9 protein-coding genes are annotated in these 15,761 nt (G+C 38.0%); 8 read left to right on the top strand and 1 reads right to left on the bottom strand.

The genetic code is table 11. The features are described 5' to 3' along the window. Nucleotides 1-10 precede the first annotated feature (10 nt). The 8 genes from A7P55_RS08120 to A7P55_RS08085 all read left to right on the top strand — a co-directional run bounded on the left by A7P55_RS08120 (nucleotide 11) and on the right by A7P55_RS08085 (nucleotide 14,549). Nucleotides 11-1,714 (top strand): ShlB/FhaC/HecB family hemolysin secretion/activation protein, encoded by a 1,704-nt coding sequence (locus A7P55_RS08120; protein ID WP_171551757.1) that lies wholly within the window; start codon nucleotides 11-13, stop codon nucleotides 1,712-1,714. Between the two features lie 420 nt (nucleotides 1,715-2,134). Then, nucleotides 2,135-3,544, top strand: a complete 1,410-nt coding sequence (locus tag A7P55_RS08115) for a hypothetical protein (protein ID WP_171551756.1) — start codon at nucleotides 2,135-2,137, stop codon at nucleotides 3,542-3,544. Between the two features lie 275 nt (nucleotides 3,545-3,819). Next, nucleotides 3,820-5,451 (top strand): hypothetical protein, encoded by a 1,632-nt coding sequence (locus A7P55_RS08110; RefSeq protein WP_171551755.1) that lies wholly within the window; start codon nucleotides 3,820-3,822, stop codon nucleotides 5,449-5,451. A 306-nt stretch (nucleotides 5,452-5,757) separates the two neighbouring features. Beyond that, on the top strand, nucleotides 5,758-7,248 hold the full coding sequence (locus A7P55_RS08105; RefSeq protein ID WP_171551754.1) for a tryptophan halogenase family protein: 1,491 nt from the start codon (nucleotides 5,758-5,760) through the stop codon (nucleotides 7,246-7,248). A 347-nt stretch (nucleotides 7,249-7,595) separates the two neighbouring features. Beyond that, complete coding sequence (locus A7P55_RS08100; RefSeq protein WP_171551753.1) at nucleotides 7,596-9,980, top strand: hypothetical protein; 2,385 nt, start codon at nucleotides 7,596-7,598, stop codon at nucleotides 9,978-9,980. A 10-nt stretch (nucleotides 9,981-9,990) separates the two neighbouring features. Next, a complete protein-coding gene (locus A7P55_RS08095) occupies nucleotides 9,991-10,806 on the top strand; it encodes a hypothetical protein (protein ID WP_171551752.1) in 816 nt (271 codons plus the stop codon). A 27-nt stretch (nucleotides 10,807-10,833) separates the two neighbouring features. Further along, nucleotides 10,834-13,503: a DUF6160 family protein gene (locus A7P55_RS08090; protein ID WP_171551751.1), complete on the top strand. Its 2,670-nt coding sequence runs from the start codon at nucleotides 10,834-10,836 to the stop codon at nucleotides 13,501-13,503. Between the two features lie 8 nt (nucleotides 13,504-13,511). Further along, entirely contained in the window at nucleotides 13,512-14,549 is a 1,038-nt protein-coding gene (locus A7P55_RS08085) for a DUF6160 family protein (protein WP_171551750.1), read from the top strand. 86 nt (nucleotides 14,550-14,635) lie between these two features. Here A7P55_RS08085 and A7P55_RS08080 read toward each other — a convergent pair whose 3' ends face one another. Continuing rightward, nucleotides 14,636-15,565, bottom strand: a complete 930-nt coding sequence (locus tag A7P55_RS08080; protein ID WP_354667320.1) for a tRNA-dihydrouridine synthase — start codon at nucleotides 15,563-15,565, stop codon at nucleotides 14,636-14,638. Nucleotides 15,566-15,761 lie beyond the last annotated feature (196 nt).

Here is a 15,761-nt window from a genome sequence, read left to right as displayed (position 1 = left end):
TAGAGAAATAATGAAATTTTATTTATATAAACAAGCAGGGATGCGCAATAGAACACTCCTTCAAGTAATGGGAGGGATTAGCATTTTGATTGCTGGTTCTTCTATTGGCCATGCTGAAGTTGTGATTCCTGATAGCGGAACCATTACTAAACAATTAAGTCCTGAACAATTCAAAGAAACACCAAAAAGAGACCAACAGTACTTTGGCGCTGATTCATCGCAGCAAAATTACAGTCAGGATCAAACCCCTATTTGGGTCACAAAAGTCCAGATAGAAGGGAATCAGCAAATTTCTACAGTAGTTTTGCATGATTTAGTCAAATCACTGGAAAATAAAAACAATGTATTAGCTGATTTACAGCTTGGCGCAGAACAAATTACTGAATATTATAAAAAGCAGGGTTACTTTCTGGCGAAAGCCTATCTCCCTAAACAAAAATTAGAAAATGGAATATTGGTGATCCGAGTACTCGAAGGACAACTCGGTCAAGTTCTTTTAAATAACCAGTCTAAAATTAAAGATACAACCATTAAGCGCTTTACCGATCAAATTCCTCATCATCAGGCTTTACAACAACAGCAAAGTAATAAGACCTTGCTACTTGTCTCAGACCTAGCAGGTGTCGGGCAAATTCAGGCAAACCTACAGGCTGGCGAACAGACTGGGCAAACAGACCTTGTTCTGGATATTCTAGGACAACCAACTTGGCTCGGACGAATTGGTATTGATAACTCTGGAAGTAGCTATACAGGAAAATATCGACTTTCAAGCTATCTCGAAAGCAATAGCTTGTTGGGATATGGAGAGAAGCTATCTGCTCAATTACTCGGAAGTAATCAAGATTTGCTTTCAGGTAGTTTAAATGCTCGGTTTCCTATCACTGGAACGGGTCTATGGCTGGGCGGTGGCTACAGCAGAACTGAGTATGAACTGGGTGAACAATTTAAGCAATTAGATGCTACAGGGACCTCTGAAAACTATAATGTAAATCTCATTTATCCATTGATCCGAAGTCAAAAGACTAATTTGAATTTGAAGCTGTTGGCTGAAAAAAGAAAGTTATTTGATGAAATCGCGGCCACGAATACAGAGACATCCAAACAGATAGAGGCAAGTCGGATCTCACTCAGTTTTAGTCGAATGGATGATTGGGGGATTGGAGATGCCAAAGGTGGTATCAATCAATTTGAATTGATCACTACGGTTGGCAATCTGAATATACAAAGCCCATCAGCTTTGAATATTGATCGCTTATCTGCAAAGACCCAAGGCAGTTTCAATAAATATGAACTTAAGCTTTCTAGACAGCAAAGATTAACAGCATCTTCATGGTTGACCAGTGAGTTATATGGACAGCTTGCATCCAAGAACCTCGATTCAGCCGAGAAATTTTCCTTGAACCAAATGCGTGCTTATCCAGCAGCAGAAGGACTTGGAGATCAAGGTTGGGGGACATCAATTAATTTTTATTATCAATTAAAACCATGGCTAAATACTTATTTATTCCAGGATGTCGGACGAATACAGCAAAATAAAAATCCATATCTTAGCGATAAAAATAGCCGCGCTTTGGCAAGCACAGGGATTGGTTTTGGCGGTGGCTATCAAGACTTTGACTATAATGTAACAGTTGCATGGCGAAATACTTCAGCTGCGAAAAGCGACAAGGATCAGCAACCACGATTGCAGTTTAGCGTGGGGTGGAGATTTTAACTTAAATCAATGAATATATTTATTTGTAAATATTACTAATCATCTGTGTTTTTAGAATAGGGTTATTCTTTTGCAGGGAGAGTAATGTCGTTGTTGGATAAGTTTTATAGAGCAAATAGATATATTGTAATTTTTATTAAATATTAGCTGTTTAATGCTTAAATAAAAAATATTTTAGCTCACCCTGTGAAAATAGGGTGAGCTTTTTTTATGTGATAAATTTAAATAAATTTTATATTTATGGCCTATATTGTTAAGTTAAATTAAACTTGTATTTAATAATATTTAAAATATAATTTAAAAAACGATTTGTCTTTATATCAGTTCACAGAGTGTATATAGATTAGAACCTCGTCTGTGGTTGATATGAAACATTATAAAAATAAACAAATATGGATGTTTTAAACACGGAGGTCGGTCATGCGCCAGTTTAAGTCCCTTCACCTAGCAATGCTTTTGTTCAGCAGTTCGTGCTTAAATTTTGCATATGCCACTACAGCTACATTAAAAAGTATGACAGATAGAGAGTTGTCTGCCACAACTGGACAGGCATTGTTGAATATGTCTTATATTTCACCAACTGATTTAGCTAATAAAGAAGCACAACGATTAGGCGGAGATAACACTATAGGTTTCTATAAGTTAGGTTTAGAAGGTGAAATGGAACTTAATGTGAACATTAAAAAACTTCAATTGGGATGTGGTGGTATCAATGGATATGGTGGTTGTGACATTGATATTGATTATATTAGTTTAAGTGGTTTAGGTAATTCAGCAATATCCAATTCTGATACTGCGGTTGACCGCGCAGCGCGCGTTGGTTCTTCCGCAGTTTTAACTAACCCATTTATAGAGTTCGCAATTAAAAATCCAGATAAGGCCTCAACTCGACAGGTTGTGGGTCTTAATTTTAGTGCAGAAAAGGCATTGGGTTTAATTACCTTTGGTTTGGAAAATGGTGCTACTAAAACGGGTATTAATTCACTCAGTGGTCATATGGAAATTGCAGCAACCACAGGCGTTGCCAATGTCAATGGTTTTGGTAACAGTCAAGTGGCGGGAGAGGCAAATCGACGCACCTTAAATCAGTCAGATGGATACGCTCCTATTTCAGGAGAAGTGTGTTCAGGGGTAGGTTCTTGTACTCCTAACAATATTACAAATATCGGTTTTGAAACAGAGTCTTATTCTTTGAATCTTCGAGATAAAGCCACGGGAAGTAATATTTTAAAAGGTGATTTAGCTATAGGGCAGCAAGCGATTACAGGCAAACGTATTAATACTGCAAACTTAACAGCGACTGCAAAGGTACGTGATATTGATTTAAGTGGGAATATTGTGGCAAGAGCAGCAGGAGTCTTGGATTTAGATAAAGAGGTGACGGGTACGATTCAGAATTTGCTGGTTGATGTGGCGATTAGCGAAAATTTAGGTTATTTCCATAAAGTGAGCTTAAATGGCACAGCCGCTTCTTTATCATTACAGTCTCAGGGTATCCAGTGGAGCAATAATAAATCGGTGTCTCAAAATGGCTGGTGGTTAGAGTTTACTAACCCAGTTGATATTGGATTTATTGAACCTGCTTTTAATGTTGATATTCCTAAAGCCACTCTAAATGAAGCGTTTGCACAAGTATCGAATTATTTAACCAATGTTCAGCCTGTTGATTGTGGTTTTGGTGGCGCATTAAGATGTGTTTTGGGTGATACTGTTCCTGTGGGTACAGTTAATTTAATCAATGCAAATCGACCTCAGATGGGTTTGACAGATTTACAGTTAGCAACTCAGAACTTTACGCCAAACTGTTATGGCACTTTAAAATTCTGCTAGTCTTATATTTGGTAATAGAAAAGTAGCCTAGGCTGCTTTTTTTATTGGTTTGTACCCCAAAAAATCTAATTTAATCTTTTTGTCTGACATGTAACCCATTAAGATCAATTTACCGTTATAGGCCATTTTTATCGGATTTTGTTTATTATTTAATAATATTTAGTTTATATTGGAACGGGTTAGATAGCATCAAATGAGCTATAGCACTTTTATAAGTGAATCTTATAGAGTTAAGTGCATTGTTTATATGTTGGTGATTTAAAAGGATTTTTATAATGAAAAATAGACTTTTACCTATATTTTTTTTGGGAACTATTGGTCTGTGCTTAAATTCAACATACGCAACTACCAATACAATGCAAAGTATGACGGATAGTGAAATGTCTGCAACGACTGGGCAGGCCTTAATGAGTTTGTCCTATATCTCGCCTACTGATGCTGCAAATCTTGAAAAGAATAGATCGGGTGGAGATCAAGCAATTGGTTTTTACAAACTCGGAATGGAAGCGGAATTAGAGTTAAATCTAAATATTAAAAAACTACAATTAGGTTGTGGTGGGCGTAATGGGATTGGCTGCGATATCGATTTAGATAACGTAAGTTTAAGTGGTAATCCTGCAATGGTTGGTAATGCTGCAACTGATGCTGCTTCAGATCAGAATCGGGCAAACCGAGTCGGAAGCTCTGCAAAATTAACAAATCCTTTTATTGAGTTTGCAATTAAAAATCCAGGTCAAGCATCTTTGAGGCAAATGGTTGGATTCAGGGTTAGTTCTGAAAAAGCTCAAGGTTTATTAACAATAGGAACGGAAAATTCGAATATTCCAAATGGGATTAATGCCTTATCGGGCTATATTCCTGTTCGATCAGATAGTTCGGGTAAAATTAAAGGTATTATTGAAACTGCACCAAGTTATTTTGATGCGTCTGATCCGTATAATAGGATCTCAGGAAAGTTGAATGCTCCATTAGGTACGGTTGCACAATTCCATTTGGATCAGGGAGGATTCTGGATTCCTGGATTCAAAAATGTAGGCTTTGAAATTCCTGGATTTACGATTAAAGGAAATCGTATGCCAACAGTTCTATCACTTAATCCTATTGTAAAACTACCAGATTTAGTTATGGGGCGTGATTTTAATAATAATAACTGTAGCGGTGCATGTAATGATTATGGAATGACTTCTAATTTTCCTGTAAAACCTACATATAACTTGAATAGTAATACGATATCGGATGGTAATGGTACTATATTAAGCTATGCGAATAATGGATGGACTCAAGTAGGCGTACAAGGTGGGGTATTAACTCCTGACCAGCCAAATACTGATCAGGGTATACAACATTCATTACGTGCTAAAGTTGATAGCTGTAGTGGTATTGGTTGTCTTTTTGCGGGTGATAGTTATTATGTAAATATGTACACACGCGTAAGAAATGTGACAGCGAATGTAACAGTAAAGCAACCTTTAGGTTTAATCCATTCATTGCCGTTAAATTCTGGAGCTTCTCTGAGCTTACAATCTCAGAATATTTTATGGCCAGGGCAACCCTTAGATGATATTACTGAACCAGGTTGGTGGTTAAGTATTAAAGATGGTGTTGACCTCGGTACAATTGTTCCAACTGCTCCAGTTAATTTATGTGAAGGAACGACAGCTGTTTCACAACAATGTGTTCATCCTCAGATTGCAAAGCAAGTAAGAGATTTCCTTGCGGCAAATCCGCCTTCAACGAGTGATTTGGGTGGATTGATCAGTGGTAATAGTGCATTAGGAATTAAGGTTGGATCAGCTGGCGCTTCGGGAGGAATTGGTTTATCGTCTTTAGGTTTAACTGTAAATGGATTAACCTTGGGTAATCAATATTTTACACCGAACTGTTATGGTAGCTTAAAGTTCTGTTAAGTTTTATGGGCTGGTTTATTTAACCTTTACTTTTTAGAAAGTAAAGGTTTTTTGTTTTTAGATTGAGTAGATATTTTTAGTTTATATTGATTTCCTTTTAAATGAATTTTTAGGTCTTTTTATTGGATTTTAATTTTTATTATGCTGGTTTTTTAAATTAAAATGAATTAAATAAAAGGTGATTCATCTAGTTGAAATTATCATGCGCTTGACTTGGTCTTTGTTCCAATAGTCGTATTAATCATTATTTATAAATAAGTTTAGTACTGTTGGTTTGATTTTAAGATTTGTATAGGGATATGTAAAATGCTTAATTTACGAGGAATGAATAGAGTTGTTGTGGTTGGCGCAGGAACAGCGGGTTGGTTTGCTGCTTTACAACTGAGACAAATTTTTAGTCCTTCAGTTGAAATTGTAGTGGTTTCAGCACCAGAGGTTCCAATTGTAGGGGTTGGCGAAGGGGGGATATTAAATTTGCTTCCTATGTTATATGAGTTAAAAGTTGATTTAAAAAATTTTATTGATGAAACAGGGTCTGTACTTAAACTAGGTTTTCGCTATGAGCGTTGGCGAACAGGAACAAAAGAAGACTATTACTACCATTTATTTACGGCAAAAAGTGAAGAGTTTAATTGGGTAGAAAATGGGTTTCATCCTTATCTATCTGGATTATTCAACCATGGTATAGATATTGGTCGGGATTTGGCATCATTTCAGTTTTGTGAGGAACGAAAGCCATTTAAAGAGGTTTTATCCATAATCACAGAAGGGAAAAGTAATTTTGGTGCTTCCCTCCATTTCGATGCTTATAGAGTCGGTCAATATCTTCGAAAAATAGCATTATCACGTGGGATTATTCATGTCGAGGAAAAAATACAAGACTTTGAGTTGAATGCTCAAACAGGGTATGTCACTGCAATTCAATTATCGGAGCGAAAAATGCCATGTGATTTTGTGATAGATGCTTCGGGTTTTGCGCGCTTGTTAATTGGGAAAAAATATCAAGTTGAGTGGTGCTCTTTTGCAGATATGTTGCCAATGAATAGAGCATTACCCTTTCATTTGTTACATCAGGATAAAATTGAGTTGGTAACACGTGCAACAGCAATGAGTTCTGGTTGGGTATGGCAAATCCCATTACAGGAGAGAATAGGAGCGGGATATGTTTACAGTGATCACTTTATAACAGATCAGCAAGCACAACAAGAAATAGAGCAATGGTTGGGGCATAGAATTAGTCCAGTACAACCAATTGCATTTGAAGCCGGCTATTTTCGACAAGTTTGGAAAAATAATGTACTTGCAATTGGTTTAGCCTCAGGTTTTGTTGAACCATTGGAGGCTACTTCAATTGGACAAATGTTAGTGCAGTTGTCCTTGTTAGCTTTAATTATAAAAGAAAATCATGGAATCATTTCTCAACAATCGATTGACTATTATAATCAGCAAAATGCGCAAGGCTGGCATGGTATAAGAGATTTTATCAGAATGCATTATGATACAGGGCGCTCAGATACCCCATTTTGGAAGTATATGCAAACAGTACCTTTATCAGAAAGCTATCAAGAACTTAAAAAGTGTTGGAATCATCGTACGCCTAGACAGCTTGACTTCTCACAATATGATATGAATGGTTTTCAAATGTTTGGCCTTTCTAGTTGGTTTGCTGTCGGGGCTGGCGTAGGTGTGATTAAACCAGAAGCATCTGCAGCAGAGTTATATGCTTTATCTTCTGAGCAGAAGCAAAGATTGGCACGATATTTACAAGAGACAAAGCAACGTTTGTCCGTCCAATAACGTATCTTTTATATTTGAGGAGAAGTTTATATGGGCTGTTGGGGTTTACTTTCACTATATTTTTATAGGTGAAAGAAGTGTAAATGTTGATTCCAATTAGAAATGAATATCGTTTTTATAGCGTTTGAATTTACGTTTTTTCATCTATCGGAAAAATGTAACATTTAGCCAGTTTATTTTGCATTTGTGTAATTATTCGGCATAATGAGAAAATATGATTGCATAGGCATAATTGATGCCTGTTATATCGAGTGATGCTTGGAAGCATTCCTTTTAGGACGTAAATCACTCAGTTGGACTTAAAAAAATAATGATGATGCGGAGCATCGTGTAATGGGAAGGTCAAGATGACTACACTTCATACGGTATCATTTAAACGAACTGTTTTAGCAACACTCATTAGTTTATGTTTAAGCCGATATGCTTTTGCTTTGCAAGAAATTTCTGACGATGCTCTAAGTGAAGCGATCGGAGAAGGTATTGCGATCTTACCGACGGATTATTCTTTTGTACTTCGTGGAGACAAATTGGGTAATGAAACATCCTTAACCGATAGAAGCAAAGATACGGGATATATTCACTATGTACCAGTAGGTGGACTAACCTCATTAGTTCAAGATACTAACAAAGACGGGTTTGTGACTAGTGCGGACCATTCCGTAGGCAAAGCTGATTTATATTTATATGGCTTAGCCTTGTCCAAAAATGATAATAACGCAAATAGTCGATTTGGCTCAAAGATCGCCAGTTGGGGTACGCCGAATAACCCTTGGATTTTTAAAGCAGCGACGGCCACCAATGTCCCTGATTTTTCAGGTGTAAATGGTTCAGTTACTTATCTTAATCTTGAAGCACCTTTGTATGAAACGGGTGAAAAAACAGGCGTTGATGCTTATAATTTGAAATTGGCATTATGGGCGGATGCTTTTGTACTGGATCAAAGTAAACCACAAACAGGTAGTGTTAATGGTCATAATAGTGCAGACAAATACAAATTAGGTGAATTATTTAGTTCAACACAAACGCCGGCCGAGGCAGCAGCTGGTGATCGTGCCAACCGTTTGCGTTTACAAGCGATTGCCAATGGTTTTGGGGTGAATGGCAGTAATTTACAAGTTTTTCAAACATTGGGTGGTTCAGATAATAATAATGGCATGAGTGCCTTTTATAATAAAACATTGGGTTTATCGGGTCTGATTCGGCTAAACAGTGGGGATAGCCAAAATTTTAAAGCAGTGTACAACGCCAATAATCCGACGCGAACTTATAGTGTTGATGGCGGAACGAATTATTCGGCAACTGCTGGTTGGCGAACTTATACTGGAGCAGGAACAGCGAAAGCTGGATGTGGAGATGCCTCAGCAAGTTTTGATGATGCAAACTGCCAGTATCGTTTCCGTGACCGTATGATAAAAGATGTTGTATCTGGTGCATCTTGGAATTTACCTAGCGGGTTTCAGCCAGGAGATAAAGTATTACGTTTAAGTACTCGAGAATCGTCAACATCACCGCAAACGAATCTATCAACACCTGCTTTAAATGCAACCTCAGCACCAACTTTTGATGCGAATGAAGGGATATATATATATTACCCTAATATCAATCTTGTACTAGGCAATTTATATCAGCCAGTAATTTTAGGTTCTGATGGTCGAAACTTTAGTTTGGAAATTGCGCGTATTCCAAATAAACCTGAAATTTATAAAAAGATTTATACTGACTATTCTGGCGCTGACACTAGTTATTTGGGCTCCACCTGTAATATATATAAGTGTGGCGATTCTACTATTTCTGGTTATCAAGGCGGGTCAGCACGTACTGATTACAGCCTAAACAATGGAACAAAATTGGCGACGCATAGTAGTATTAGTATCGGAACAGCATATAGTCCTGATGGTGGTAATACTTTACTTGCATACAGTGGTGTTGAGTCAATGGGGATATTCTTTGGCACTCCAGTTGCAAGAACCAATATTTCTGGAACGAAAACTTATAATGAAGTTCAATATCAACAGCGTATGCAGCGTGAGCGAACCAATTACTTAGTGACAGATCGTTATGTACTACAATCTCAAGGCGGTGTGTTTAGTGGTGGTACAGAAATTGCGGATCCTTATGGTGGGTCTACGATTCAAGCTGGTTGGGCAGGTACCACAACTTCTTATCGTTGGTATACACGTCAAGGTTCTCATACAGACTGGATATATTTGGATTCAGTCAATCCTGATGGCTCAAAAGTCTTTGGAAATGTAGATGGTACTTATGTTCAACTCAATTGTACAACAGCAGCGTTTAGTTGTTTAGGTGGTAATCCTTATGGTGGTAGCTCGGCTGCTGCTGGTCAAAGAGGGACGGTTTCAAATGCAACAAACCTACAAAATCTTGGTAATGGTTTTATCGCAGGTATGGATGATTGTCCAGGAGCCACCTACTCACAGTCAGCGTGTAGTGGTTCACCCTCTGGTGAAGGACAGTTTGGTGTAGGAACAGCAACAAACCCTAAAACAGAAAATATGCAATGGACGTACGGTTCGCGTGGAGGAGCGAATACAGAAGGACGTTGGTTCAATGTCAATGGCGGTCTAGAAAGAATTCTATATGGAAGTGCAAATGATTCGGCTCCTTCGGCTCCTACAGGTGGTGTCAATCCGTCAGCCATGAATAACTACGGTTCAGCAGTTATTGATGGTCTTTTAATTCAGCATATGAAGTTTACTACTAAAGGATTGTAGGAGTATGAATATGAAAAAAATAGCCTCTTTAGTCCTACTGTTCTCAGCAAGTATATCTCATGCTGAATTAGAAGTTTTAGATAATCAAGCACTGCAATCTATACATGGACAAGGCGGAGCTGATTTATCTTTGAAATTGTCTTTAAATCATAATGTATTAAGTGATGCTGATTTACTTGCTGGTGTAGCACCCACATTTAATTGTGATCCTGCGCGTTTAGAGTATTGCCGTCTCGCAATCTCAGTAAATAAACGATTTGTGCAACAAGGAAATGCTCTACCGACGGACCCAGTTTGGTCAATGGCAGCGAGTGATCCTACTGAAGCGAATAAAGGGCGTAAACTTTGGGTTGTATTGAAGGGTTTACAAGGCACAGTGAATATTCAAAAAATTGGTTTAGATGCTGTAGATCTAAAATATGCGCCAAAAACTGGGTCTGGCATCGTTACGAAACCTGCGATGCAATTCAGTTTTGATGGTACAAAACCTATTCAAATCCGTAATTTTGGCTTCAATGCTTTATCGATTGAACAAGATACAGGTACAGTACTCTCATATTATAATAATGGCAATTTAATTGAGGGAACAAGTACGAATCCACAAGATTATGGCTTTTTAAAAACAGGGACTTATAGTGCTGTTGAGCAAACAACAGATACGGTAAATACAAGTATTCCTATAGATCAAAGAGTCCCTAAAGGCACTACAGCCAATAACTATGATACGGGTTTAGAAAAAGGATTTCTTGGATTACAAATGAATGGCAACCTTGCAATAGATGGCAAAGTTCAGATTTTTGCTTGTAGCAATCATGCTCGTTGTTAGACTTTTTTAGTTTCAAAGGATTGAGCAATGAAAAAAAATAATCAAAAGCTGGAAACACGACATTTTACACTTACGATGCTTACTGCAAGTGTATTGTTGATCAGTTATCCCGTCTATGCATTACAGGCATTGGATGATTCATCTATGCGTAATGTAAATGGTCAAGATGGTTTGCATGCCACATTAGATTTTAAGGAAATGAATGTTGGTACATTTTTTTGGGAAGATGATGCTGGTCGCGGGAGTGCTAATGTAACAGGCACTACTTTACGTGCCGAAGGTGAGAATTTTAAAATACAGGCACATAGTTCAACGCCGAATATCAATCCAAATATTGACATTAAAGTAAATACTGGAAGCGAAGGTAATAATACAGGCCTGAATTTCGGATTAACAGTTGCACCTGTATTAATTAGTATGAATAAGTTTAAAGTTTGTGATGCAACGGCATGTGGTAGTCCTGTGGGGGATATTGCGGTACAAACAAACTCGGATACAAGTATTGGATTTAAAACTCGAGATGGTCTTTTTAGTAGAGATGGTCAAAGTGAGTTAACTTTTAGCTCTAGAAATGCCAGTATTTATTTTGGGCAAAAAACTGGAATATTATCAAGTCAAACACTTAATCAGTTAATTTTGAAAAATTTTAATTTCAACTTTTTTGCTAAAGGGGTGATGTACATTGATGGGACAGAAGGCTTTATTGTAAGAACCAATGCGGCAAACGTTGCAGATGCTTATATTGTTTATAATACAGATGGTTCTGTGAATACGGCCTCTAGTATTAAGCCAAATTCATCTTATGGTTATGTAGACTTTACTCGTGTAAATGACCCAGCGAACTCTGGAACGATTACGGGAAATACGTATGGAAGTACGGCAAGTAATGCTGGTTTAAACCTTGAATTTATGCTCAATAAGAATGTAAATCCGAATAGCCCTTATTCAGTCGATGCAACCAAAACTCCCCTCAATGGTCAAACAACATCAGACACTGCAAAAGGCCTCATCCGTTTAGGTGCGAGTGGTCGTATGGTGAATGGTTCAGTACAGGTGAGGGGAACAAACTCTAATAGTCTTGATAGTGGTGTGAATGGTGGTACGACACGAACAGATCCTATTTATAATATAACCACTAATAATTATGGCAATCCTAATAATACGAATGTGTTAGGCAAAGCAAACAATGGAACTAATGCAACGGCTTCTGGAGGTGGTGGTTCACAAAATATTATTGGGAATACTGGTATCGCTTTTCGTATGAGAGCAGATTTTACCAAGAAGAATGATCCGATGTTGGAAGGGGATAATTCAAAGGCAACGACTTTAGAAATTGGCGGTGCTGGTTTTAATACTTATGGCTTTGAGTTTGGCGAATTGACAGGATTAAACCTGCAAAACCGAGGTTCATTTGATACAGGTAATGTTTATTTAAATTTAGTCGATAGTAAAACAGTTTTGTTACCTGCCAATAAAGCATTGCAAACCAGCCGATATTGGAATGGTTCAGCATCTACTATGCTTACGACCGATGCAGATTATGTTCAAAGCATACATAATGGAACAACTAATCAGAATCCATATGCAATACTCGCTGCAATTCGTGGTGCGGAGTTTCAGGCATTTTCACGGAGTGGACGATTTACCAATAGTGCAAGAACGATCGGAACAAATATTCCAGGAAGTAATCCTCCGGTTCTCTCTGTAAATATGCCAAAAATTAATGACACAGCCGGAAATACATGGGGCTTAGCACTGCCATTCTATGATTTGAATGCAAATTTAGCGATGTATGGTACAACAGCTCCAACTGATGCTTATTATTATGACTTGAGTGGAACGCGGTATACGGTTGCTGCGGGTTCTGAGCGACTAGGTTTCTCACTTGCGATGAGTACTACAGGTATGAATGGTAGTACTGATCCGACCAAGCAGAAAACAACCTCAATATTATTATTAGATAATGCGGATACAAACTCTGTTCGTTATATGGGCTTACGCAATATTGATATGCTGTTGAAAGGTGTGGGAACAATTGGACTTGAAAATGGAAGTTTTAATGCAAGCTTGAAAGATGTGCTTATCATTTTATCTGCACAAATTGCAGGGGGCTATTTACCTGGTGCTAAATATGCGGGAACACAGACTGATGCATTAGCATCATCAGCCGATTTTTCAAATAATAATGATGTTTTACTTTCAACTAAACTTCGTTTAGATGGTAAAAAAATTGATCTTTCTCTTATTCCAAATAGTGAATACACTGCGACAGATGGTAGTCGTCTAAGCGTAGTTGGTGAACTAGAGCTAAAAGCAGTAAAAGATGGAGGCAAGAGTGCAATTCAATTAAGTGATCCTTTGGATGGTTCTACTGTTGGCTTTGATAATATTGAGGGTAAGGTCGCATTTAATAATGCGATTATTATCGCACCCGATACAAGAGGTACATGTCCTACAGCTGGATGTGATGGTATGGTATCATTTAAAGCTGGTTTAACTTTTAACCCTGCGGGCACAACAGGTATTGGTAGTAGTGGCGCCACAGCAACGGATGCTGAGAAAATTGCTGGGGTATTACGAATTAGAGACATTAATTTATATCCGCCTTCAACGACTAGCTCACCGCAGCGTTTGGGTGAAGCTGTCTTAACTGGTGGGCGTTTAATGAGTCAAATTGGTATTATTCCTCGAAACTAAGGATAGGCATGATGAATAAAATAATTGGATGTTTGTCTCTGCTGTTGTCACCATTTGCAATGGCGATGCAACCACTTGATGACCAAAGTCTATCTGTTGCCACAGGTCAGGATGGGTTGAATATTGGTGTTAATGTTTCAAAAGTTGAGTTTAAGCAAATTGCAATTATAGATACAGATGGCTGGGATGCTAATAATGTGAATGCAACAGAGTATCGTGGACGAGGAGCTTTGGTTATTGCTCAAAATGCGAACTCATTATCGAATACAGCAATTAATAAGCCAACCATTACAGCAAAAAATGCAAGTGGTGCACAGACTGATTTAGCTTTGCAAGCCGTTATTGATATAGATAAAGGAACTGGAGCGAATGGAACCTTTGCAAATATTGCCCTTTCTTTTGGTGCAGTAAATGAGTTGATAATTTCACCTTTCTCCATTTATGCAGCAAATGACAGTGTTTTATCTACTTTAGGTAATAGTTATATAAGAAGTTCTATTTTTGATCAAAATCCAGCTGCTCCTAATACTGTTATATTAAAAAGTAATGTTAAAGAGCTACTTAGGCTGCAAAATGGTTTAAATATTAAATTTGTATCCACTAACCAGCCAACAATGAATATTCAATTGGGAGCGGCACCACAAGGTAAGATGATTCGTTTTGGTGGTGCAATTGATTCAATTTGTGGTGTTGGTTGTAATATCATGCTGGTTTCTGGCTATGATGGAAGCAATAACCCTATCGGTGCAAGCTTTAATTTCCAATTGAAGGCTTCAAATTCATCAGGATTTAGTTTGAGTAAGTTTTATGCTGGGATTGAAGGCCTATCTAATACTGATAAGGGAGCTTTTGTTTTGGGAATTGACAATAAATCGGATAATGTCGATTTAAAATTGAATAATATTCAATTTGGTAATACGGCAGCTATTCCAGCAACAACTGACGCAGCCTATCGTTTTAATGGCTTACAAAATAGTGCGATTGGGAATATTGGTTTTACTCAAGCTTCAGTGACAGATTTAAAGGTTCGAATTAACGGCATGTAAGATATAAAACGAATGATTTTATATAAGATGATTGTTTTCCAAAGCGGCTTAGGCCGCTTTTTTATTGCATAAGGATAATTCTAAATTTAGCTTTGTTTTAAAAATTGGATAATCTCATCTAATTGCTTGATTTTCTTCACCTGCCCCCACAGGGCTTGTGCTTCAGGATAGGCTTTGGTCATCATCCCTAGCCACTGCTTATAGCGTCCAACCATACCAATTTCTGTCTTATATTGACCGCTTAAGAAGCGAAGCTGTAGTGTCACCAAATCTGGCCAAGACAGCAATGCCTGATCCATATTTTGACGGATACAGAGTGTTAAATCTGGTGTAGTCACTGCACCACGACCAATCATCAAATCTTGACAATGTGATTGTTCTAAGCAGGCTTTTGCATCGGCATTGTTCCAGATCTCGCCATTGGCAATCACGTTGATGTTTAATGCCTCTGTAATGGGCTGAATTTTTTCCCAATAGGCAGGTGGGGTATAACCATCAGCTTTGGTGCGTGCATGTACAGTGAGCCAGCTCGCGCCAGCGTCTTCAATGGCATGGGCATTATCTAGCGTATGATTTTCATCCAGATAACCCAAACGCATTTTAGCTGAAACAGGAATATGTGCAGGCACAGCATCGCGTACCGCTTTCACCAATAGATGTACCGTTTCAGGCTCATCCAATAAAACAGAACCACCACGATGGCGATTGACCGTTTTGGCTGGACAACCAAAATTCAGATCAATGGCTGGTGCGCCTAGTTCTACGACTTTGGCGGCATTGGCGGCGAGCATATCGGGGTTATTGCCAAGAAACTGTACATGTACAGGTGTACCTGCTGCTGTTTTGCCTCCATTTTTTAATTCAGGGCAAAAACTATCGTAGATATGATCGGGCAGAATGCTATCGGTAATACGGATAAACTCAGTCACGCACCAATCAAAACTGCCAACATGAGTGAGCACGTCACGCATAATCGGATCAGTCAGACCTTCCATTGGGGCGAGTACAAGTTTCACGATTTATTACCTAAAGAAGCGAAAACAGCGTTATACGCATTTTTTATTAAGATGTCTAGAAAATGTAGCATGTTCTAAACATGCTGATCTTGAGCGTTTACAGAGAAGTTAATCCATAAGTTTTCATCATCAAAGTCTTGCACATAGAGCTTAATTTTTTGTTGAGGATACATATTTTCTGATCCTAAAATAAATT

The sequence above is a fragment of the Acinetobacter sp. Ac_5812 genome (genome assembly GCF_013072695.1).
Lineage (GTDB): Bacteria > Pseudomonadota > Gammaproteobacteria > Pseudomonadales > Moraxellaceae > Acinetobacter.
Note: the sequence above shows the minus strand (reverse complement) of the source record. Positions and strands in the feature narration are given on the sequence as shown.

What these genes read in the sequence shown, in the direction of transcription:
- A7P55_RS08120 (WP_171551757.1), top strand. Translation starts at nt 11, where the DNA reads ATGAAATTTTATTTATATAAACAAGCAGGGATGCGCAATAGAACACTC.
- A7P55_RS08115 (WP_171551756.1), top strand. Translation starts at nt 2,135, where the DNA reads ATGCGCCAGTTTAAGTCCCTTCACCTAGCAATGCTTTTGTTCAGCAGT.
- A7P55_RS08110 (WP_171551755.1), top strand. Translation starts at nt 3,820, where the DNA reads ATGAAAAATAGACTTTTACCTATATTTTTTTTGGGAACTATTGGTCTG.
- A7P55_RS08105 (WP_171551754.1), top strand. Translation starts at nt 5,758, where the DNA reads ATGCTTAATTTACGAGGAATGAATAGAGTTGTTGTGGTTGGCGCAGGA.
- A7P55_RS08100 (WP_171551753.1), top strand. Translation starts at nt 7,596, where the DNA reads ATGACTACACTTCATACGGTATCATTTAAACGAACTGTTTTAGCAACA.
- A7P55_RS08095 (WP_171551752.1), top strand. Translation starts at nt 9,991, where the DNA reads ATGAAAAAAATAGCCTCTTTAGTCCTACTGTTCTCAGCAAGTATATCT.
- A7P55_RS08090 (WP_171551751.1), top strand. Translation starts at nt 10,834, where the DNA reads ATGAAAAAAAATAATCAAAAGCTGGAAACACGACATTTTACACTTACG.
- A7P55_RS08085 (WP_171551750.1), top strand. Translation starts at nt 13,512, where the DNA reads ATGATGAATAAAATAATTGGATGTTTGTCTCTGCTGTTGTCACCATTT.